This window comes from Alteromonas ulvae (genome assembly GCF_048987005.1).
Taxonomy (GTDB): Bacteria; Pseudomonadota; Gammaproteobacteria; order Enterobacterales; family Alteromonadaceae; genus Alteromonas.
Genome location: NZ_CP185261.1, coordinates 333,237 through 354,356 on the forward strand (window position 1 = coordinate 333,237; position 21,120 = coordinate 354,356).

14 protein-coding genes are annotated in these 21,120 nt (G+C 45.1%); 10 read left to right on the forward strand and 4 right to left on the reverse strand.

Translation table 11 applies throughout. The annotated features are described in order from the left end of the window. Positions 1-65 precede the first annotated feature (65 nt). On the forward strand, positions 66-1,565 hold the full coding sequence (locus ACOJR9_RS01430; protein WP_420934661.1) for an Hsp70 family protein: 1,500 nt from the start codon (positions 66-68) through the stop codon (positions 1,563-1,565). 61 nt (positions 1,566-1,626) lie between these two features. Here ACOJR9_RS01430 and ACOJR9_RS01435 read toward each other — a convergent pair whose 3' ends face one another. Next, the gene (locus ACOJR9_RS01435) at positions 1,627-1,836 is read right to left on the reverse strand and encodes a hypothetical protein (protein WP_420934662.1); all 210 of its coding nucleotides are present in this window, start codon (positions 1,834-1,836) and stop codon (positions 1,627-1,629) included. 112 nt (positions 1,837-1,948) lie between these two features. After that, positions 1,949-4,774 (reverse strand): excinuclease ABC subunit UvrA, encoded by a 2,826-nt coding sequence (uvrA, locus tag ACOJR9_RS01440; protein ID WP_420934663.1) that lies wholly within the window; start codon positions 4,772-4,774, stop codon positions 1,949-1,951. Positions 4,775-5,069: 295 nt separating this feature from the next. Between uvrA and ACOJR9_RS01445 the strand changes: the two genes are divergently transcribed. Then, a complete protein-coding gene (locus ACOJR9_RS01445; RefSeq protein ID WP_420934664.1) occupies positions 5,070-6,440 on the forward strand; it encodes an MFS transporter in 1,371 nt (456 codons plus the stop codon). A gap of 220 nt (positions 6,441-6,660) precedes the next feature. Continuing rightward, on the forward strand, positions 6,661-7,560 hold the full coding sequence (locus tag ACOJR9_RS01450) for an alpha/beta hydrolase (RefSeq protein ID WP_420934665.1): 900 nt from the start codon (positions 6,661-6,663) through the stop codon (positions 7,558-7,560). A 319-nt stretch (positions 7,561-7,879) separates the two neighbouring features. Here the strand turns inward: ACOJR9_RS01450 and ACOJR9_RS01455 are convergent, their stop codons facing one another. Then, on the reverse strand, positions 7,880-8,881 hold the full coding sequence (locus tag ACOJR9_RS01455) for a LacI family DNA-binding transcriptional regulator (protein ID WP_420934666.1): 1,002 nt from the start codon (positions 8,879-8,881) through the stop codon (positions 7,880-7,882). Positions 8,882-9,307: 426 nt separating this feature from the next. Here ACOJR9_RS01455 and ACOJR9_RS01460 point away from each other — a divergent pair, with 426 nt between their 5' ends. The 7 genes from ACOJR9_RS01460 to ACOJR9_RS01490 all read left to right on the forward strand — a co-directional run bounded on the left by ACOJR9_RS01460 (position 9,308) and on the right by ACOJR9_RS01490 (position 18,794). After that, positions 9,308-10,333, forward strand: a complete 1,026-nt coding sequence (locus ACOJR9_RS01460; RefSeq protein WP_420934667.1) for an aldose epimerase family protein — start codon at positions 9,308-9,310, stop codon at positions 10,331-10,333. Between the two features lie 189 nt (positions 10,334-10,522). Continuing rightward, a complete protein-coding gene (locus ACOJR9_RS01465; protein WP_420934668.1) occupies positions 10,523-11,578 on the forward strand; it encodes a UDP-glucose--hexose-1-phosphate uridylyltransferase in 1,056 nt (351 codons plus the stop codon). After that, on the forward strand, positions 11,571-12,710 hold the full coding sequence (gene galK, locus ACOJR9_RS01470) for a galactokinase (RefSeq protein ID WP_420934669.1): 1,140 nt from the start codon (positions 11,571-11,573) through the stop codon (positions 12,708-12,710). The genes ACOJR9_RS01465 and galK overlap by 8 nt, the downstream gene beginning before the upstream one ends. Positions 12,711-13,021: 311 nt before the next feature. Next, complete coding sequence (locus ACOJR9_RS01475; RefSeq protein WP_420934670.1) at positions 13,022-14,584, forward strand: sodium/sugar symporter; 1,563 nt, start codon at positions 13,022-13,024, stop codon at positions 14,582-14,584. A 331-nt stretch (positions 14,585-14,915) separates the two neighbouring features. Then, positions 14,916-15,500, forward strand: coding sequence for a single-stranded DNA-binding protein (locus tag ACOJR9_RS01480; RefSeq protein WP_287009550.1), 585 nt, complete (start codon positions 14,916-14,918; stop codon positions 15,498-15,500). A gap of 532 nt (positions 15,501-16,032) precedes the next feature. Further along, on the forward strand, positions 16,033-17,340 hold the full coding sequence (locus ACOJR9_RS01485) for an alpha/beta hydrolase family protein (RefSeq protein ID WP_420934671.1): 1,308 nt from the start codon (positions 16,033-16,035) through the stop codon (positions 17,338-17,340). Between the two features lie 353 nt (positions 17,341-17,693). Next, positions 17,694-18,794, forward strand: a complete 1,101-nt coding sequence (locus ACOJR9_RS01490) for a tetratricopeptide repeat protein (protein ID WP_420934672.1) — start codon at positions 17,694-17,696, stop codon at positions 18,792-18,794. A gap of 66 nt (positions 18,795-18,860) precedes the next feature. Here ACOJR9_RS01490 and ACOJR9_RS01495 read toward each other — a convergent pair whose 3' ends face one another. After that, positions 18,861-20,990 carry an alpha-galactosidase gene (locus tag ACOJR9_RS01495; protein WP_420934673.1) on the reverse strand — a complete coding sequence of 710 codons (2,130 nt, stop codon included), beginning with the start codon at positions 20,988-20,990 and terminating at the stop codon, positions 18,861-18,863. Positions 20,991-21,120: the final 130 nt, after the last annotated feature.

Genomic DNA, 21,120 nt, shown 5'->3' on the forward strand with positions numbered 1-21,120 from the left:
AGTTAGTGTGACCAATGGATTGTTTTACATTACAATTCGCACCAAATTTCTTTTACGTAATAACTATGACTGCAATTGGGATTGATTACGGCACATCAAATTCTGAAGTGGTGTATTTTGATGGTGCCACCCATCAGCACATCAAACTTGACCCTCTGGATAAGAAGGGCAATAAGATTCGTTCGTCGGTATTTATTTACTTTGAAGACGAGCTGCCACCGCCGCCCGATGCCATGGTTGAAGCGAAAGTGGCCCAGTTGCAGCGTGCTATTAACGAGCAAATAGATAAAGCCAAAGACGGTTATTACTCAGCAAAAGACCCTAAAGAGCAAGCTACGTATAACCAACGCATTAATTCTCTGCGTGGCGATCTTCACAATAAGCCTGCGCTGCAACGTAAAGCTATCGCGCAGCTGATGCACGCCATGTCCCTAGATGAAATACCTCTGTTAAGGTTGGTAGAGCACGGTAAGTTTGCTTTTGGTGAAGCTGGTTTTCGCCGATTTTTGAAAATGCCTGAAAAAGGGCGCCTAATTTACTCACCCAAAAACTTCCTAGGTGCATCGCTAGATAGCGACCAAAAGAAAGCCTTTGTGGGCATTATTGCAAAACAACTTGGCTACTTTAAGCAATGTGCTCAAGAGCAGCTCAATACAAACATCGATTCGGCGGTGATTGGTCGTCCGGTGAAGTTTCACGGCACGCGCGGTGAAGAAGGGAACATTCAAGCCATAGAAATTATGACCGAAGCGGCCAAACAAGCTGGCTTTTCAACGGTAAACTTCTTGGATGAGCCTATTGCTGCGGCTTACAAAATTGAGCAAACCTTGCCGCGAGATACCACAACACTTATTGTGGATATTGGTGGCGGTACTACCGATATTTGCTGCATTAACCTTTCTCCAGAGCGCACTAATCAGTTAGATAGAAAGCAAGATGTGTTGTCGGTAACAGGACGACGCTTGGGAGGCATGGATTGCGATAAAAGCCTGGTGCTTAAAACGATCGCTCCTGAAATGGGTATGGGGCTGAAAATGATGAACGGCCTGCCCGTACCGCCAACTTACTTCTCTGATATGTGCGCGGTAGATAACATTCCTGCCTTAATGCGCTTCTTTTCTGATGACTATGGATTGGATATTTCTCAAACTATGTCACTCATTAAAGAGCCTGCCCAATTAGAGCGGCTGTTGATCGTTCAGGAAAATAAACTGTCGGCACGCATCGTTAACTCTGCCCGTATGGCTAAAGAGCTATTGTCGAGCAAACCTCGTATCACGCTGCCGCTGCATTATATTGAAGACGAGTTTGGTGTGGATATTAGCCAAGATTCACTCCAAAAGGCGTTAAAGCCGTGGCTTGATAAGGTTAAGACCTTAGTGACCGAGTGTTTAGACAACACCGAGGTGAAACCAGAGGTGGTCATGATCACCGGGGGTATGAGTTTGTCGCCCATCGTGGTGGATGCGCTGTACGAAAACTTACTGACAGGGCTTCCACGCTTAGAAAACGACGCATTTAATTCAGTGTGTGAGGGACTTGCTATTCAGGCGTCTAAATTCTAGCAACGCCTGAATAGGAACACGTCACCCATATTCAACGAGCGCTAATGACTAATGAAGCGTCTTAGTGCTTGAGAATATTGTTTGCTTTCAAATAGGTAGCGATAGCCTCAGGTGATTCGAAGGCGTTAAGCAACATTTGCTGGGCATGCTGCTTTACACTGTTGTCTTCAGACGAAGAGAGTAGGTCATACCACGTTTTTACTAGGGCCAATGGTGGTGTTTGATTCATTCTTTGCTCCGGTAATATAAACTGCATATTAACTGTCATCATCGTAACTCATGATGGGTTAAAATAAAGCTCTGACCAGAATGAACAAGTGGGTAAAAAACGCTAACGCGAGAGCGAGCGATTTTTACCTACCTGTTTGTAATTTTTGGCAGGCTTATTCAAGCAATGGCTTTAAGAAACGGCCTGTATGCGACGCTTCTTGTTCAGCAACATGCTCTGGTGTTCCCTCTGCAATTATCTGGCCACCTCCGGATCCTCCTTCAGGACCAAGGTCTACTATCCAGTCAGCAGTTTTAATCACATCAAGGTTATGCTCTATTACTACCACAGTATTTCCGTGGTCTCTGAGCTCGTGCAGTACAGCAAGCAGCTGTTTGATATCGTGGAAATGTAACCCAGTTGTGGGTTCATCAAGAATGTAAAGGGTTTGGCCGGTGTCTCTTTTTGATAACTCTTTTGCGAGTTTTACACGCTGCGCTTCACCGCCAGACAGTGTGGTGGCCGCCTGACCTAATTTTATGTAAGACAGACCCACATCCATCAATGTTTGCAATTTGCGGGAAATCGACGGCACTGCATCAAAAAATACGCGAGCGTCTTCCACCGTCATCTCTAGTACTTCGTGAATATTTTTATCTTTGTATTTTACGTCTAGTGTTTCGCGGTTATAGCGTTTGCCCATACACACGTCGCACGGCACATATACATCAGGTAAAAAGTGCATTTCTACCTTAATCACACCGTCGCCCTGGCAGGCTTCACAACGACCGCCTTTCACATTGAAGCTGAAGCGGCCTGGTTTGTAACCCCGTGAGCGTGACTCCTGCGTACCTGCAAACATCTCTCTAATGGGTGTAAATATGCCCGCATAGGTTGCAGGGTTTGAACGCGGTGTTCTGCCGATAGGGCTTTGGTCAATATCGACCACTTTGTCGAGCAACTCTAACCCTTCCATAGATTTATGGGCAGCAGGCTCTGCAGTTGTCGCCTTATTTAACTCCCGCTGTGCAATTTTATAGAAGGTGTCGTTAATTAGCGTCGATTTACCCGAGCCTGATACACCCGTTACGCAGGTCATCACACCCGTGGGTATGCGAAGGTCAACAGATTGCAAGTTGTTACCGGTAGCGCCTTTAAGCGTAAGCCATTCATTGTTTTTCGCTGGATTCCGTTTTTGCGGAATATCAATCTTTTCTCTTCCCGACAGATATTTTCCAGTAAGTGAGTGCTCGCTTGCTAATATGTCGTCAATGGTACCCTGGGCGATAATTTCACCGCCGTGTACGCCAGCGCCGGGGCCAATGTCGATAACGTGGTCTGCTTGGCGAATGGCATCTTCATCGTGTTCTACTACAAGCACGGTATTTCCAAGGTCGCGCAAGTGGGTAAGGGTTTTTAATAAGCGTTCGTTGTCTCGTTGATGTAAGCCAATTGAAGGTTCATCAAGTACATACATCACACCCACTAAGCCTGCACCTATTTGACTGGCAAGGCGAATACGCTGTGCTTCACCACCGGATAACGTGTCTGCGCTTCGAGAAAGAGACAGGTAGTTTAGCCCTACATTGACCAAGAAACGTAGGCGGTCCAAAATCTCTTTTAATATTTTCTCCGCAATTTGTGCTTTTTGACCAGTTAGATCAAGAGTTTCAAAAAACGTATAGGCTTCTGCTATCGACATATCGGCGATAGTGGGTAGCGTGGTTTGCTGAATAAATACGTTGCGCGCTTCAACCCGCAGTCGAGAGCCATTACAGCTACTGCAATGTTGCTGGCTTAAGTACTTGCCAAGCTCTTCTCTTACCGAGTTAGACTCTGTCTCGCGGTAGCGGCGTTCCATGTTAGGAATTATGCCTTCGAAGGGGTGCTTGCGCTCCATAATGTCACCGCGCTCGTTGATATACTTAAACGATAACGACTTACCTTTTGAGCCATACAGCACAATGTCTTTATGCTCTTTTTCCAATTCCTCAAACGGCGCGGTTAAACTGAACTTGTAGTGTTCGGCGACAGCTTGCAGCATCTGAAAGTAATAATAGCTGCGTTTGTCCCAGCCGCGAATAGCACCGCCAGACAAACTAATCTCGGCGTTGGTGATAACACGAGAAGGGTCGAAAAAGTTGCGAGTGCCAAGTCCGTCACAAGTTGGACACGCACCTGCAGGGTTGTTAAATGAGAACAAGCGAGGCTCTAGTTCGCTTAAACTGTAACCGCAGTGGGGGCAAGCAAAGTTAGCAGAGAATATAATTTCTTCCGCGTCCTTATCGTCCATGTCGGCGACAATCGCGTTACCGTTGGCTAGCGATAAGGCGGTCTCAAAAGACTCAGACAGACGAAGCGCCATATCATCACGCACTTTAAAGCGGTCTACTACCACTTCAATAGTATGTTTCTTATGCAGGTCCAGAGGCGGTGGATCGGATAAATCGCATACTTCGCCGTCAATTCGAGCGCGAATAAAACCTTGTGCCGATAAGGTTTGTAGCGCTTTTACGTGTTCGCCTTTTCGCTCCTTCACAATAGGGGCAAGCAGCATAAGCTTACTGCCCTCAGGCATGGCCAACACCTTATCCACCATTTGACTCACGGTTTGTGCGTCAAGAGGCACATCGTGGTCGGGACAGCGCGGTGTACCAACACGGGCAAACATGAGGCGCAAATAATCGTATATTTCGGTGATCGTACCCACGGTAGAACGGGGGTTATGCGACGTTGATTTTTGTTCAATCGAAATAGCGGGTGATAAGCCTTCGATATGATCTACATCGGGCTTTTCCATCATTGATAAAAATTGACGAGCATAGGCTGAGAGCGACTCAACGTAACGACGCTGTCCCTCGGCGTACAAAGTGTCAAATGCAAGAGATGATTTACCTGATCCAGAAAGACCAGTAATCACTACCAGTTTGTCTCGTGGCAGTGTTAAATCAATATTCTTCAAATTGTGAGTGCGTGCACCGCGTATTTCGATTTTATCCATTGAAGCCTAATGAGAAAAAGAATCTGAATGAAAGGGTCAGTATGCCATAGGTGTCAACTAAAGTGATATGGCATTGAAGTTATACTGCTTGAAAGCAAGTGAGATCACCTTCATTTGTATCTTGAACTGCTGAGTTGCGCTAAAGATAAGACTTAATAAACCCCGTCTTTCACTTTGGCGATTATATTAATCAGTTTTAACCTACATGGGCACACCAACAATTTATGCGGACTAGTATTATGCTACACTCTGCAACCTTGTTATGGCTCAGTAAACTTTGAGGAACTCAGACGCTTTGAACGCTTTGGAATTACGCGCGGCGCTTGCGCTAGCATCTGTTTATGTTTTACGTATGTTGGGCCTTTTCATGGTCATGCCTGTTTTGGCTGTGGCTGCGATGGACTATCCAGACTATTCTCCTTTGTTGGTAGGCTTAGCAGTAGGTGGCTATGGGCTGACACAGGCGGCGTTGCAAATTCCCATGGGCATGATGTCAGATAAGTGGGGTCGAAAACCCGTTATTCTGCTGGGTCTTAGTGTGTTTGCGCTGGGTAGTTTTGTCGCTGCCAACGCCGACACCATGGCATGGATGATTGTTGGGCGTATTCTACAGGGCGCTGGAGCGATTGCCGGCGCTATTATGGCCCTGGCCACCGACGTAAGCAGAGAAAGCCAGCGAGCAAAGGTGCTCGCCATTATCGGTATTGCTATTGGTTTTTCGTTTTATCTCGCTGTTATCATCGGCCCATTAATTGCAAATTACTACGGTCTAGCGGGTGTTTTTGCCGTTACGGGCCTGTTAGCCGTACTGTGTATGCCGTTAGTAAAATGGGTAGTACCGAGTTCTGAACCATTAAGCAGTGGCGATACACTTCCTCAAAAAGGTCAGCTTCGTCATTTAATGCTGTCCCCACAGCTGTGGCGTTTAAACGTAAGCGTTCTCGTGCTGCATATGTTGATTACGCTGTTGTTCGTGCAGCTACCTGTTACGTTAACTAATTTTGATATGACGCTGAGTGAGCATTGGCGCATGTACCTTCCTGTCTTAGGCGTGTCCATTTTAGGGCTCATTGTTATGATGGGAATAGCGAGAGGGCGCACGCCTAAATGGTTATTATTATTGGGTGTGGTATTGATGGGAAGTGCATTTTTAGCCCTTGGCATAAATGGCAATAGCTGGTGGCTAACGACAGTAGCCGTCATTCTTTTTTTTACCGGCTTTAATTACCTAGAGGCAAATTTTCCTGCTTTAGTATCGAGCGTTGCCCCTGCTGGTCAAAAAGGAACCGCCATGGGTATTTACGCTAGCTTTCAGTTTTTGGGCGCCTTTTTAGGGGGAATAATATCTGGTGTTGTTACTGATATTTGGTCTCCTAACGTGGCGTATCTGGTTGGGGCGTTAAGTACACTGCTTTGGATTTACGTAATAAGCGGCCTTAAAGAGGTGAGCCCCGTGAAGCGGGTAATGTTAAACGGGCTACGTGCTGACGTGCTGCTTGATGCCAATAAGCAACCTGATAGCAATAAGCGACAAGCCCTTGAAGAAGCGCTTTTAGCCGTGCCGGGGGTATTGGAAGTCACATTGAATGCAGAAAATGGTGCAGCGTACTTAAAAGTAAATAGAGACTTTGATGCGGTGAAAGCGCGTGCCGTGTTAACGGTTTAGGTGCTGTCTGGGTACTTTCTAGGTGCAGTCTAGCTGCAAAGAGGCGCTGAGAAAAGGTGAAGCTCTTATATAGCCACTACTTAGCAGGTGCACAGCTTAGCAGGTGCACAGCTTAGCAGGTGCACAGCGAACGTGAAAAATTTCTCATGGCTGTTTGGCTTGTGAAGCTTAAGGTACTTTGCTTTAATAAATTATACAAAAACACGGACAGTTCTTCCCCATGGCTTTTAAATCTGCCTTCTTTTTTATATTTTGTCTGGCCTTAAGCACAATTTTAGCGGGTTGTGCTATTAAAGTATCGCCGAGCGCGTTTTTTTATCAAGATGCCAAAACAAAACCACTAGATACCACACGACTTCACAGCGCTATTCAAAAAGACAAAGTGGCAGCTGGTATTACTATGGTAGAAATTCAAAACGAAGGGGGAGAAACCCTACGAGGCGTTGCGGTTTCTTATGCTAAGCCCGTTGTTAATATCCTGTTCTTTGCTGATAACCGAATGACGGTGTCTGAAAATAACAACGTGATACACCAGCTAGGTAAGCTGCCCGCCAATATTCTATGGCTTGACTATCAAGGCGTTGGAGCAAGTGACAGGGCCGAAAATCTCAGCATTAATGCAATTAAAAAAGATGCACTTTTCCAATTTGATTATGTGAAAAATACCTTTGATACTTCCTTACCGACCATTGTTCATGGACGTGGTATTGGAAGTTACTTTGCGAGTTATGTGGCCGCAAACAGACCAATAGACGGGTTGGTATTAGACGGCGCATTCAATAATATATCTGATTTAATCGCCAATATGGTGCCTGGCTTTTCCAATTCATTTACTGCAATGAAGCTGCATGATGAAGTGCATAGTATGCAGATTGCCCCTATTCTCAGGCATTTTGATGGTCCGCTTTGGTTACTCGTCGGTGCTAAGGACAAAATTACCCCTCAAGTAATCAGCGAACAACTTCTCGCCGACAGTGCAAGTGAGAAAAAGCACATCTCTGTTATTCCCGATGCAACCCATAACGCCACATTAAACTCAGCGTTTACGATTACTGAATATCGGCGCTTCATATCCCAACTATCTCGTCAAAAAGCATCTCGTCAAAAAGCATCTCGTTAAACAACATCACGTTATTTCACTTTTTGCCTGTGGATAAATAGTGGAAAACCTTGTTGGTAACTCTGTTAACAGTCAATGATAGTAAGCGATCGGGGCCAATTGAACTCAACTGATCCGATCACGTTACGTCAGTAAAATCAATAGCTGCAGCAAATTTACTGCAGATCCAAGGTGAGTTTGATCATAATTGATTGAAGGATCAATCGCTTTCCCACATTGGGGATAACCATAACGAGTAGTCTCCCTAAACTTGTCTTAGACTTAAGTCTACGTGCTGTGCCTTTGCTGCCTGTAACTATTCGCTATTGGTGGTGGAGACTTAAATTCTCACTACTGAATCACGTTTTATAATAGTGGGGGTATATTTGAAGGTTAGACCTTCCTCTGGTTTTTTCCCTGATGCATACTTAAGGGCTAGCTCAGCAGCTTTTGTCGCCATCATTTCAACAGGGTAGCGAAGGGTGGTGAGTTTGGGACGACAATATTTGGCTAGCAACACATCATCGTAACCCATTACTGATACCTGTTCTGGTACAGCAATACCATGGTCTTGTAGCATTGTCATTGCGCCTGACGCCATAGCATCGTTATAGGCTAATACAGCGGTAAATTTAGCGCCGGTGGCCAATAAGTTCTGCATTGCAAGTTCACCACCCTCCTGATCTGGCGTTGCATACTCAATCATGCTTTCAGGCAATACCAGATTGGCGTGCTTTATAGCGGTGCGAACACCTTCAAGCCGTTGATTAGGGTCGTCTATTCGGTACTGACTGCTGATAACCGCCACATGCTTGTGGCCTTGGTTAATCGCATACTCAGCCATTAAACGTCCGCCGGTGACATTGTCCAGCCATACGCATCTATTAGCGATTTCAGGAATATATCGGTTAATTAGTACAAAACCCGGCACTTGTTTTGAGAACTCGACGAGGGCTTTATCATCAAGGGCCTTGCTGTGAACCACCATGGCTTCAACGCGATGCTCTAACAAAGTTTCTATAGCCCGTAATTCTGTTTCTTTTTCAATTGACCCCGCACTTAACAATATTTGAACGTTGTTCTTGCGAGTAACAGATTCAACGCCGTGAGCTAACATGGCAAAAAATGGATCGTGTAACTCGGCTATCACAACACCTAACGATGCACTTCTCTTTGTTACTAAGGCTCGCGCGTTTGCATTAGGGCGATAACCCATGTCTTCCATTATCTTTTTTACGCGTTTTCGTGTATCGCTGCCTACTTTTGGCCCGTCGTTGATCACGCGGGACACAGTGGCAAGTGAAACCCCTGCCGCTTGAGCTATATCTTTAATTGTTGCCATTTCGATTTCGCATTTCTTTTTTATTGATAACGATAGACTCGCTCACACCCACACTTACGAATGATAAAAAACATGGAAGCGCAGAAAGCAGGGCCAAAATTTATACATAGACTACATTATATTTACAGAAATTGATAAATTACCAACGCTTTAGTTAGCGCTTTCATCAAGGTATTTAAGGGGGTTAAGGATCCTAACTCAATAAAATTTGGGAGATGATAATAACGATAGAATTTTGGGAACGCATTGGGTTGGCCTAGAACTGGTTGTCCTTAATCGTGCTCATTAGTTTTCTTCCTTATGTTCTTCAATTCTTACACTACGTGCTACAAAAAATAATTGAAAACGTATAACCTTGGTACAAAGGCAGCGCTGATGCACTGCTCACAGTGGTTTAACGATAAGTACAAAAGGCAAAATAGGGTTATGAAAATTCAGGTATCAGTCTTTGGTGAAGTGAACGGCGAACAAGTAACTATGTTTACGTTATCGAATAGCAATAATATGGTTGTTAAGATATTAAGCCTCGGCGGTATTATCAAAGAAATTAAGCTACCCGATGCCAATAAAACAGATAAGCAATGTATTCAAACCTTTGATTCGCTCGACGAATACATGGCTGATGAAAGTTATCGCGGTGCTATTGTAGGGCGATACGCTAACCGTATTGGCAATGGGTGTTTTAGTCTTAATGGCACAACCTATCACCTTGATAAAAACAATGGCGAGCATAACCTTCATGGCGGTAATGCCGGTTTTCACAAACGTAATTGGGCCTCGTCAACCCATTGTGATGACCAAAGCGCAAGTGTCACGCTAACGCTACTCAGCGGCGATGGGGAAGGAGGCTTTCCTGGAAACGTAGCGGTAACCGCCTGCTACACCCTAAATAATGACAATGAGCTTAGCTTACATATAAAAGCAACGACCGATAAGGCCACCCCGCTAAGCTTCACTCAGCACGCTTATTTTACGCTAAGCAATGACGACTCGATTGAAAGCACAACGTTAACTATTGCTGCAGATGAAGTGACCGATGCGGATAATACACTGCTACCAAACGGTGAGTTTGTTGCTGTGAATGACACCCCATTTGATTTTAGAGTTCCCACTCAAATAGGAAAGAATGTGCATGATATGCCTTCATCTGAACTGTTTGAGAAGGTTGGGGGATACGACCACAACTACGTATTGCGCCAAAGTGCTAACACCAAGCCGCAAGCTGAAGTGAGTGCGAGCGACACCGGGCTTACCATGAAGCTTTACACCAACCTGCCAGGGTTGCAGTTTTACACCGGTAACCTTAACACTCAGCAGCAAATGGGCGCATTGTGCTTAGAGCCCCAATTCTTCCCTGACTCACCGAACAAGCCTCATTTCCCAAGTTGCATTGTAACGCCAGACTCGCCTTTAGATATGGAGATTCGTTACGCTTTCAATGTAACACAATGAGGGCGGCTGTCGAATCAAGGCTAAATGTTATATTAATTAACATTTGTTTTTCTTTCTTCGAACATTGATAAAAGTGGTACATTACTATATCATTTTGGGTAAACGTTTAACCTTTTGTGTGGCGTCTGCATTACTTTCTGCCAAGGCGTAATGTCAGACCCACAAAACGCATTTTTATAGAGAGCGACTATGGCAAGCCCATTCGACCCGTCAGATGATCCACACCGCAGATTTAACCCCTTATTAGGTGAGTGGGTTTTGGTATCTCCGCATCGCGCGAAACGACCATGGCAAGGGCAGTCGGAGGAGCCTAACAACGAGCAAAAGCCGTCTTATGATCCCACGTGCTATCTATGTCCAAGCAATACGCGGGTTAATGGTGAGGTCAATCCCAATTACGCTGGCACGTTTGTTTTTGAAAACGATTTTGCTGCACTCAAGAAAGACACGGTTGTAACAAGCGAGAAAAAAGGGCTTTTTCAGTTTGAGACTGAGCAAGGCTGCAGCCGAGTAATTTGCTTCTCGCCTGATCACAGTAAAACCCTTCCTGAATTAACAGACCAAGAGCGTGCAGACGTTGTAGCATGCTGGAAATCACAGACAGAAGAGCTAGGTCAGCAATATCAATGGGTTCAGGTATTTGAAAACAAGGGAGCGATGATGGGCTGCTCTAACCCTCATCCTCATGGACAAGTGTGGGCGCAGCAGCATGTGCCTACGGATCCGGCTAAAAAACTTGTACAATTAGGTGCTTATTTCAACGAGCACAAACGCCCTTTGTTGTTAGATTACGCTGAGCAGGAAGTTGCAAAACAAAAACGAGTGGTATGTCAAAACGATGACTGGATTGTGGTAGTGCCGTATTGGGCAGCATGGCCGTTTGAAACATTGTTACTGCCTCGCTTTGATGTAACAGCACTGCACAAATTAACCGACGAACAGTCGTTTTCGCTAGCACAAATTATTGGCGATATTACAACGCGCTATGACAATTTGTTTGAAACGTCATTCCCATACTCTATGGGATGGCATAGTGCCCCTTTCGATAAACAAGCACATCCTGAATGGACGTTGCACGCACATTTCTTTCCGCCACTGCTTCGCTCTGCAAGCGTACGAAAATTTATGGTCGGTTATGAAATGATGGCTGAGGCTCAGCGTGATTTAACGCCAGAACAAGCCGCAGACAGATTAAAGGCACTTTCTAGCGTGCATTATAAAAAACGTGAGAATGTAAATGGATAATCAAATACTCTCTTCAGCTTTTGAAGAAAGCTTTGCTGAAAAACCGGCACTGATAGCTCATGCACCAGGCCGCGTAAACTTAATCGGGGAGCATACCGATTATAATGGCGGTTTCGTATTTCCAGCGGCAATTAACTTTGGCACCTGGGTAGCGGCATCAAAGCGAAAAGACAACAACATTGTTGTTACTGCAATGGACTACGAGAACCAACAAAATACGTTCAGCCTTGAAGATATTCACTATGATGACGAGCAGGGGTGGGCAAACTATGTTCGCGGTGTGGTTAAAGTACTTAAAGAGGACTACCCCTCATTTGGTGGCGCCAATTTATTAGTCACGGGTAATGTACCTCAGGGTGCTGGCTTAAGTTCTTCCGCGTCATTTGAAGTGGCAGTACTAAAAGCTATGAGTGCCCTATATCAGTTACCTCTCGATGGCGTGAAGGCCGCACTTCTTGGTCAGAAAGCGGAAAATACCTTCGTGGGCTGTTCATGCGGCATTATGGATCAGCTTATATCGGCAATGGGTAACGAAGGTAAAGCCATGTTGCTTGATTGCCAATCGTTGTCAATTGAACACTCACCGCTGCCTGACAGTCATCAGATTGTCATTATTAATTCAAACGTGAAGCGTGGATTGGTAGACAGTGAATACAACCTTCGCCGTCAGCAGTGCGAGCAAGGCGCATCGCTATTAGGTGTACCTTCGCTGCGAGAAGCCAACATAGATATGTTAGAAGCGGCAAAGTCACGTATGCCTGAAGTGGTTTACCGCAGAGCTAAACATATTATTACCGAAAATAAGCGAACCTTGTCAGCCAGTAACGCTTTAAAAATAGGTGATATAGAAACAGTGAGTAAGGCAATGGCCGAATCTCATGTGTCTATGCGAGACGATTTTGAAATAACGGTGCCTCCTATTGATTACCTTGTCACTATCATTGATGAGCTACTTGGGGTTACGGGCGGTGTGCGTATGACCGGTGGCGGTTTTGGAGGATGTGTTGTTGCACTAGTTCCAACAGATACTGTTGATGCGGTGAAACAAGTGGTGGCTGATAAATACTTTGATGAGACCAGCTACCACGCCGATATTTATGTCTGCACTGCTACGCAGGGAGCCTTTGCATAAGTTATCTCTCCATCTTTGACCATTTATTTGTGTGCTTAAGCCGCATCATTAGATAGCGGCTTTTTTTTGCCTGCGGTAACACGCCGCGATTACGCACATGTTAAGTCTCTCTGAGTGGGTAATTACCTATGCGCACTGGTAGAAAATGTGATAAACATGATATTACTGACTTCAAATAAGCGTAACAAAAACAACAATGAAGAATCTTTCACCTGCGTTTTAAAGGCCACCGAGCTTTAGTTCTACAGGTCTTATGAAACATGTCATGTTGCGCTTTAATCACCATTGAATTGAAATATAGTGAGTAAACTATGAAATTAGCATCACTAGATATCACCGTGTTTGTGATATACGTCATCGCGCTTATTAGTATAGCCTGGTGGGTGTCGCGAGAGAAAAAAGGGCATGAGAAAGATACCAACGATTACTTCTTAGCGGGCTCTAGCTTACCTTGGTGGGCCATTGGCGCGTCTCTTATTGCTGCCAACATATCCGCAGAACAGATAATCGGCATGTCCGGCTCTGGCTATCAAATAGGGTTAGCTATTGCATCTTACGAATGGATGGCGGCGATTACGTTAATCATTGTAGGTAAGTATTTTTTACCTATATTTTTAAAACACAAAATATATACCATGCCTCAATTTTTAGAGCAGCGATACGACCATCGCGTTCGTAAAGTAATGGCTGTATTTTGGCTGGGCGTTTACGTTTTTGTTAACCTCACCGCCGTTTTGTGGTTAGGCGCATTGGCCATCAACACTATAGCCGGTGTCGACATGATGTACGGCATGATATTTTTAGGACTGTTCTCACTGGCTTATTCGCTATACGGCGGATTAAAAGCAGTAGCACTTACCGACATTATTCAGGTGGTGTTACTCGTACTTGGTGGGTTATTCCTCTCTTATACCGCGCTTAATCTTATCAGCGGTGGACACGGACCCATTCAAGGCTTTATTGACTTAACTCAGCAGCTCCCTAGCAAGTTCGACATGATTTTATCGAGAGACAATCCCCACTATATGGACCTTCCCGGTATTTCCGTACTTGTAGGCGGTATGTGGATCATGAACCTCTCTTACTGGGGCTTTAATCAGTATATTATTCAAAGAACGCTGGCTGCTAAGAACCTGCAAGAAGCGCAAAAAGGTATTGCTTTCGCTGCATTTTTAAAGCTTTTAATGCCATTAATTGTTGTATTACCTGGTATTGCTGCTGTGCTGTTGGTGCCGGATTTAGCAAAACCCGATCAGGCTTATCCTAGTCTTATGACGCTTATGCCTGTTGGATTGAAGGGGATTATTTTTGCGGCCCTTGTTGCGGCTATTGTGTCGTCCCTTGCGTCTATGACAAATAGCGTATCAACCATTTTTACGATGGACATATACAAAGACAAACGTCCTAATGAGTCACAGCAACACTATGTGAAAGTAGGACGCACGGTAAGTTTGGTCGCGTTAATTATTGCTATGGTTGCTGCTAAGCCACTATTAGGTAACTTCGACCAAGCCTTTCAATATATTCAAGAGTTCACCGGGTTCTTCACACCAGGTATTTGTGCCCTGTTCATTTTAGGTATGTTTTGGAAACACACTACGGCCAATGGCGGGCTGCTTGCGGCATTGGGATCATTTATTTTAAGCATCGTGTTTAGGCAGGTTTGGCCCGAGCTTCCGTTTATTGACCGAGTAGGAATTGTATTTTTGCTGTGTGTAGGGGTGGCCGTCATCGTCTCTCTTATGGAGAAAAAGGGCGTGCACGAAAATGCCGTAGAGCTCTCTGATGTGCAGTTCGATACCACTAAAGGGTTTAATATCGCCGCTATTGCAGTGGTGTTCATACTTATCGCTTTTTACAGCGCGTGGTGGTAACGGTTAAGCTTTCGCAGGCTCTTTTTAAACTAACCTTTTTAAACAACCCTTTTTTGAAGAGCCTTATTGAAAAGCGCACAATTAAAAATAGCCTAGTTAAACAGAGCGAAAGTTCAGAAGACGGAAATGAGAAAGTTTGATAGCGTTTATTTGTTAATAAACGCACCGACAAAAACTTCATTTTTCCCTGTAAAAATACGATATACTACAGGGCTTGAAACTATGAACTTTCGTGCTTGTTGCTGTCGAACTTTGGTGAAGTCGAAATAGCGGCGCTTTAAAATAAGTGTTGCTACGCAGCAAGCCATCAAACACGTTACAGGAGACATCAATGGCAACGAAAGGCGTGAACAAGGTAATTCTTGTAGGAAACCTTGGTAATGATCCTGAAGTAAGATACATGCCGAACGGAAACGCCGTTGCGAACCTGAGTCTTGCAACCAGCGAAAGCTGGAAAGACCAACAAGGGCAACCGCAAGAGCGTACAGAATGGCATAGACTCACTATGTATCGTCGCTTGGCTGAAATTGCTGGAGAATACCTGAAAAAAGGGTCGCAGATTTACGTAGAAGGTAAATTGCAAACCCGTAAATGGCAGGATCAGCAAGGCAATGACAAATACACCACAGAAATCATCGTAGACCAAATGCAAATGCTAGGCGGTCGCGGCGGTGAAGCTGGTGGTGGTAACGGCGGTTACCAACGTCAACAAAATAACCAAGGCGGCGGATACCAGAACCAGGGCGGTGGCTATAATCAAGCACCAGCTCAGGGCGGTCAGCAGCAAGGTGGTTACAACCAAAACCAAGGCGGCGGTTTCAATCAAGCTGCTCCTCAAGGTGGTAATCAGCCTCAGCCTAAAACGCCGCCAATGGCAGAGCCAGACTTTGACTTTGACGACGATATTCCGTTTTAAGGAATACTGAAACGGCCTGTTTAATTTCTAATTAAGGCTGGCTTATTTCAGCGAGAAAAGCTGAATTAGGATTGAGTTTAGTTTGAAGATATTTTTAAAAAGCCCAGCAAAGTAGCTGGGCTTTTTACGTCTCCTGTTCCATCCTGAAGTACGCAACACATTTACTTACTTGGCAAATTTTGCACTACGTAAACAGGAGCCAGGTTCTTTATCGCTTTATTACTTTATCGTTTTATCACTGCTCACGGCCCACTTCTTACGGCTCGCTTCTTAAGGTTTTAGTTTCGCACTCTCTTCCGTTCTCATATTCATATTTTCAAAGTCTCGCAATCACCGGCTCGGCTATTTTAACCGTATTTTTATTCATAAAACCGGCAAAAAGGTTATACGTTTACCTTTTGTGGGTGGTTTTAGTATTCAATAGAAATAACTTAGATGTAACAATTAATGTAAAAAATAGCGACTTACTTGCTTGTTGGCACCAATTAAGTAATATGACTATGCCTACTAATTAACAAGCTATTAGCAAATTATGAAAACGTTATCCCTACTTTACAGCACGAGCGTTATGCTTATTACTGCTACATTCTCTGCGACTGCATTTTCTGCGCAAACTGTTTATAAAGATTTCCCGGCTGAGGTGATGCCCGAGCTTAGCGAAAGTGGTGAATTGGCGGTAGGGGTAAAAACAATTGAAGTGGCTTATCCCGAAGCGGCAATGACAATGTCAGGAGAGATGGTAAAGCGTAAGTTAACGCTAGAGGTTTGGTACCCCGCATCTCAATCAACGGACTTAGCAAAGGCTGAGCTAGCCGTATATAGCGATGAAACACGCAGCGGTAAGTCTTTTGAAATTCAAGCCGATGCTTATCGCGATGCCCCTATTATGGCGACGGATGAAAATTACCCTATCGTAGTCATCTCTCACGGTTATACTGGCTACCGTACGCTGATGCATTATCTTGGCGAACACTTAGCATCTCATGGTTATGTTGTGGCTGCCATTGACCATACCGACTCAACAAACAAAGACGTTAATTTTGCAGAAAGTCCTTTCAGTGGGTTTCCAAGCACGCTGTTAAATCGCTCAAGAGATCAGGTGTTTACGCTTAATGCGGTGGCTCAACATAGCTTTTTTGCCGACAACGTTGACGACACTCGCGCAGGAGTAATCGGTTACTCTATGGGTGGGTTTGGCGCAATGAGCACAGTGGGAGGCTGTTACGCGTTTAACGATACCACGGCAGCTACTTTTACCGGTACGCAAGACTCTGCAGCATTGCAGCTGGTAAAATCTGCCTTAAACACCTGCGCCGGTGGTAAGCCTTCAAGTAATGACACATTACCAGCATGGAAAGCTGCCTTAGCACTAGCGCCTTGGGGCGGGCAGCAGCAGTTGTTTGATACAAAGTCGTTATCTAATATCAACGTACCGGTGCTGTTTGTCGCTGGTGATAACGACGATATATCAGGCTACGATGGCATTCGTTGGTTGTTTGATCACACAGCGCATAAAGATACCAAGTTATTGACGATTAAAAACGCACGTCATAATGTTGCACCTCACCCGGCACCGATAGAAGCGTATGGCAGTGAGTTCGACTTGGGTAGCTACATAGAGCCCGCGTGGGAAGAGCAAAAGCTCAATGCGATTAATGAACACTTTGCTTTAGCGCTCATGAACTGTCATGTGAAAGCCATGCCAGATTACTGTGCCTTTTTAGAGGTAACGGGCAGTAGTGACCAGAAGCCAAGCGGTGGTGAAACGCCTGCGCCTTGGAAAGGTTTCGATAACCGCTGGGCGCTAGGATTGCTTATGGAAGGAAAAGGCCGAAAGTAAAACTATTTAAAAACGCTTTGTTAGAGAGTTTATTGGATACCCGCTAAGGGGCTCGACTATGAGCCCCTTTTTTATGCGTTTCTTGTTCGTTTATTTCTCTTGCGAAACGGTAATACCAGTGCGCATAGATAATTCCCCACTCAGCGAGACTTAAAATGTTCGTAATCGGGGACTAGTATAACTTTTGTTACAACTCATTGCTGGAATATTGTTCAGCATAGGTTAATGTAAACAGAGTCAATTTAAGTGTAAGCATCAACCTAATATCTAGCACACAATGCATTATGTTTAGTGTGCAGTAACCATTGCCTTGACAGTGTCTCGACACCATTACTTCCCCTAAAGGAATTGCCATGAAATTGAATAATTCTGCATCGCACTTAGTAAGCGCTGCCCTTTTATCAGCCATGCTATCAATTACCCCATTGAGCACTTCACTCGCTGCTGATAGTTCAGTATCAACGTCGCCTAAGAAAAGTGCAGAGCTTACCAACCTTGAAATGTATGCCCGCCAAGGAGACTGGGGGCGTGTTATTGATAAGCTGGAGGACGTAAAAGGAAAAAGCGTTGAAGAATATAATTTGCTGATTACAGCACTCATGAATACAGACTTAGACGATGCAGAAGAAGTCGCTGATGAGTTTATAGCAAGCTACAGCAACGATTACCGTGCCTTTCATACCCACGCCAACGTAATGGGAGCGCAAGCCTCTAACAGTATCTTTTCGGCTTTGGGTTATGCAAAAAAAGCCAAAAGCAGCTTAGAGCAAGCCATTATTATCGCGCCTGACGAAATTGCGGTTTATCGCGCCCTAATGCAATTTCATTTAGTCGCGCCCTCTATCGCGGGTGGCGATATGGATGAAGCGAAGAAGTTGGCAGAAAAGATCGGAACAATTGATAGCATAGAAGGCAAATTTGCTATGGCTAGCTGGTACCTTAAAGACGATAAAGAGGAGCAAGCCCGCACTATTTATGACACGCTTGCGCAGAATGAAGCTTCGGCCTTACGCGCTAATTTTGAATTAGGCAGTCATTATTTATCTGCTGAAAAATACAGTCATGCTTTTGAAACGCTGTCGCCACTAATGGACATGTCGGTAGCAAGGGTAGAGGGCAAAGATTCGGCGCAATGGGACGAGTACGAACAGCGCGAGAGCAATTTGCTGTATGGTAAATACCGCATTGGCCAAGTAGCGTTAAACAGCGACGAATTTACCGATACGGGCATCGCTGCATTAGAGCAGTATATTGATGGCTTTAACACCACGAATATCGATACCGCTGGCCTGCCAAGTGTAAATTGGGCGCAGCTGCGACTCGCAGAACTGCGCTTAAATGCCAATGACATTGAGAAAGCGAAAAGTACGCTGGCGCTTATCAATGGAGACGAGGGTGAACGCTTTTCAAAAATTCTGAAAGCGCTAAAAAAGAAGATTAAAAAGCGCGCTTAAAGCTGTTTTGTTGAAAACAGCCTGAACGCAGTAACTATTACGCTCAGGCTGTTAGCTGTTTTCGTTTTATATTGCTTTTACTGAATAGATAAGTGAGGTTTCTGGGAAGAGCACAGGCAGTTGCATGCCGTATTTCATTAGCACCTCTCCGGTAAAGGTTTTTCCATCCAGCTGCTGCAAAATAGAGGGCGTGTACTCTTTAAGTACCCCAGGCCATACACGGTCCACCGTATATTGCTTATTGGCATCTAGCCCAGCAAAGTAGAAGCGAGTAGGGGTAGTGCGACGGGTTTCTTGCACACTGTTATAAGCAAAAACACCTTCTTCTCTATCTTTAGACACATAACCAAACTTAACGTTGAGGCCATCATCGTCCATGCGGAACAAGTCGCCGCTATGTGTAAGGGGACGTATGCGCTTATACAGTGAAATGGCGTCGGTAAGTACGCTTTCTTCGTGCTCAGTCAGTTCACGAGGGTCCATTTCAATACCCATATGGCCAAACATCGCTACGGCAGAACGAATTTCGATAGGTAAGTGTCTACCGGTAATATGACAGTCACGCGGGCCTACGTGGGCACCCATTACCTCTGAGGGGAAGAAGAATGAGCAACCACGCTGAATGTATAGTCGGTCTAAGGCGTCGTTTGAATCTGAGGTCCAAAAGCGGTCAGTATGAGGCAGTATGCCTAAATCAATACGACCACCACCCGAGCAGCAGCTCTCAATTTCAAGCCCTGGGTGTGCGCTTTTTACGCGGTCGATTAGCGCATATAGCGCTGCCATTTGGCCATGCATGGCAGGTTTGCCGTGCAGGTTGCCTGGGTGGTTAACGTCGCGGTTCATATCCCATTTAATGTAGCTAATTTTAGGGTAGGCGGCGAGTATATCGGTAATCACCTTATACAGATATTCAACAACGTCGGTGTTGGTCAGGTCGAGTACATACTGATTTCTAAACCGCACGTGAGGATTGTTTTCACTTTGTAGTGCCCATTCAGGGTGATTGCGATAGAGGTCACTATCTGGGTTCACCATTTCAGGTTCAAACCAAATACCAAACTCCATTCCCAGTCCCGTTACGTGGTCTATTAACCCGTCTAGCCCCTCTGGATAAATCTCTTCATCTACAAACCAGTCGCCAAGACCTGCTTTGTCATGACGTCGACCTTTAAACCAGCCGTCATCAAGTACAAAGCGCTCTACCCCTAACGGCGCTACTTTGTCAGCAAGGGCCTTTAAGGTTGCCTCATCGTGGTCGAAATAAATGCCTTCCCACGTGTTGTAATGTACAGGGCGAGGCTTAGACTCAGCGCTGTGCTGTAAAATATTGCTACGTATATATTGATGAAACTGCTGTGAAAGAGAGGAGAAACCATCACTGCCAAAGCCGGTGTACAAAACGGGGGTGGTATAGCTTTCACCTTCACCAAGTACGACTTCACCTGGGAACAATAATTCGCCGAACTGCACGTAGCTTCTACCATCTGCCATAAGCTCTGCACGCAATGTGTGATTGGCTGATGCACCTAAGTGGTAGCCGTAGCATTCACCCTGCAATTCCCCCGTGCCTTGAGGGTAGGCAATTAAGCCTGGGAAGGTGTCGTGGGAGGTTTTACCGCGGCGATTTTCTCTCACGTAACTGCCAAAAAAGAGGTCGTGATCGCTAGTTTGAAATTCAGCTGACCATCTACCTTCAAAGGTTTTAATTTTATTCACCTGAGTTGGAAGCGGCAGGCTTGCAGCATTCAAATAGCCAAGGTGAAGCGCTGTTTCACCCGTATTTTCTATACGCGAGCAAAAAGACGCCACGGTAGTATGGGCGTCTAAACTCACCGTTGTAACTAGCCGCATGCCTCTATGTTGGTCTTCACCAACAAATTCTACTGACGTGCCGTTTTGTTTTGTTTCTACAAGACTAAAGCCGGCAGACCATTGGTCTTTATCGCCAGACACTTCAAGGCCTGGCTGTCCGGTCCACCCCTCACCATGAGTAGGCACCAAACTAATAGGTGGCTCGATAACCGGTGCACACTTGGCCTCTTGGCGGGTGTTTAAAACACTGAGCATTTCAGGCGTTGTGGAGTCGCTTAATGGCGCACCGTAATAAATGACTTTTGGCATACGGCCTTGGCAGTCAAAGATGAGCGTTGTGAACTCATTACATAATCTTACGAATGAAGGTGAAGACGACATATAAACCTCGGCGTTAAAAAAAGGTTGAACACAGATGCTGGTGGATTAGCTATCCATTGTGCGAAAAACAGAGCGAAATAGTACGTGGCAGTAACGTCAAGCCAGCGCAGAAAATCTCTAGCAGCAACAA

What these genes read in the sequence shown, in the direction of transcription:
- ACOJR9_RS01430 (WP_420934661.1), top strand. Translation starts at nt 66, where the DNA reads ATGACTGCAATTGGGATTGATTACGGCACATCAAATTCTGAAGTGGTG.
- ACOJR9_RS01435 (WP_420934662.1), bottom strand. Translation starts at nt 1,836, where the DNA reads ATGATGACAGTTAATATGCAGTTTATATTACCGGAGCAAAGAATGAAT.
- uvrA (WP_420934663.1), bottom strand. Translation starts at nt 4,774, where the DNA reads ATGGATAAAATCGAAATACGCGGTGCACGCACTCACAATTTGAAGAAT.
- ACOJR9_RS01450 (WP_420934665.1), top strand. Translation starts at nt 6,661, where the DNA reads ATGGCTTTTAAATCTGCCTTCTTTTTTATATTTTGTCTGGCCTTAAGC.
- ACOJR9_RS01455 (WP_420934666.1), bottom strand. Translation starts at nt 8,881, where the DNA reads ATGGCAACAATTAAAGATATAGCTCAAGCGGCAGGGGTTTCACTTGCC.
- ACOJR9_RS01460 (WP_420934667.1), top strand. Translation starts at nt 9,308, where the DNA reads ATGAAAATTCAGGTATCAGTCTTTGGTGAAGTGAACGGCGAACAAGTA.
- ACOJR9_RS01465 (WP_420934668.1), top strand. Translation starts at nt 10,523, where the DNA reads ATGGCAAGCCCATTCGACCCGTCAGATGATCCACACCGCAGATTTAAC.
- galK (WP_420934669.1), top strand. Translation starts at nt 11,571, where the DNA reads ATGGATAATCAAATACTCTCTTCAGCTTTTGAAGAAAGCTTTGCTGAA.
- ACOJR9_RS01475 (WP_420934670.1), top strand. Translation starts at nt 13,022, where the DNA reads ATGAAATTAGCATCACTAGATATCACCGTGTTTGTGATATACGTCATC.
- ACOJR9_RS01480 (WP_287009550.1), top strand. Translation starts at nt 14,916, where the DNA reads ATGGCAACGAAAGGCGTGAACAAGGTAATTCTTGTAGGAAACCTTGGT.
- ACOJR9_RS01485 (WP_420934671.1), top strand. Translation starts at nt 16,033, where the DNA reads ATGAAAACGTTATCCCTACTTTACAGCACGAGCGTTATGCTTATTACT.
- ACOJR9_RS01490 (WP_420934672.1), top strand. Translation starts at nt 17,694, where the DNA reads ATGAAATTGAATAATTCTGCATCGCACTTAGTAAGCGCTGCCCTTTTA.
- ACOJR9_RS01495 (WP_420934673.1), bottom strand. Translation starts at nt 20,990, where the DNA reads ATGTCGTCTTCACCTTCATTCGTAAGATTATGTAATGAGTTCACAACG.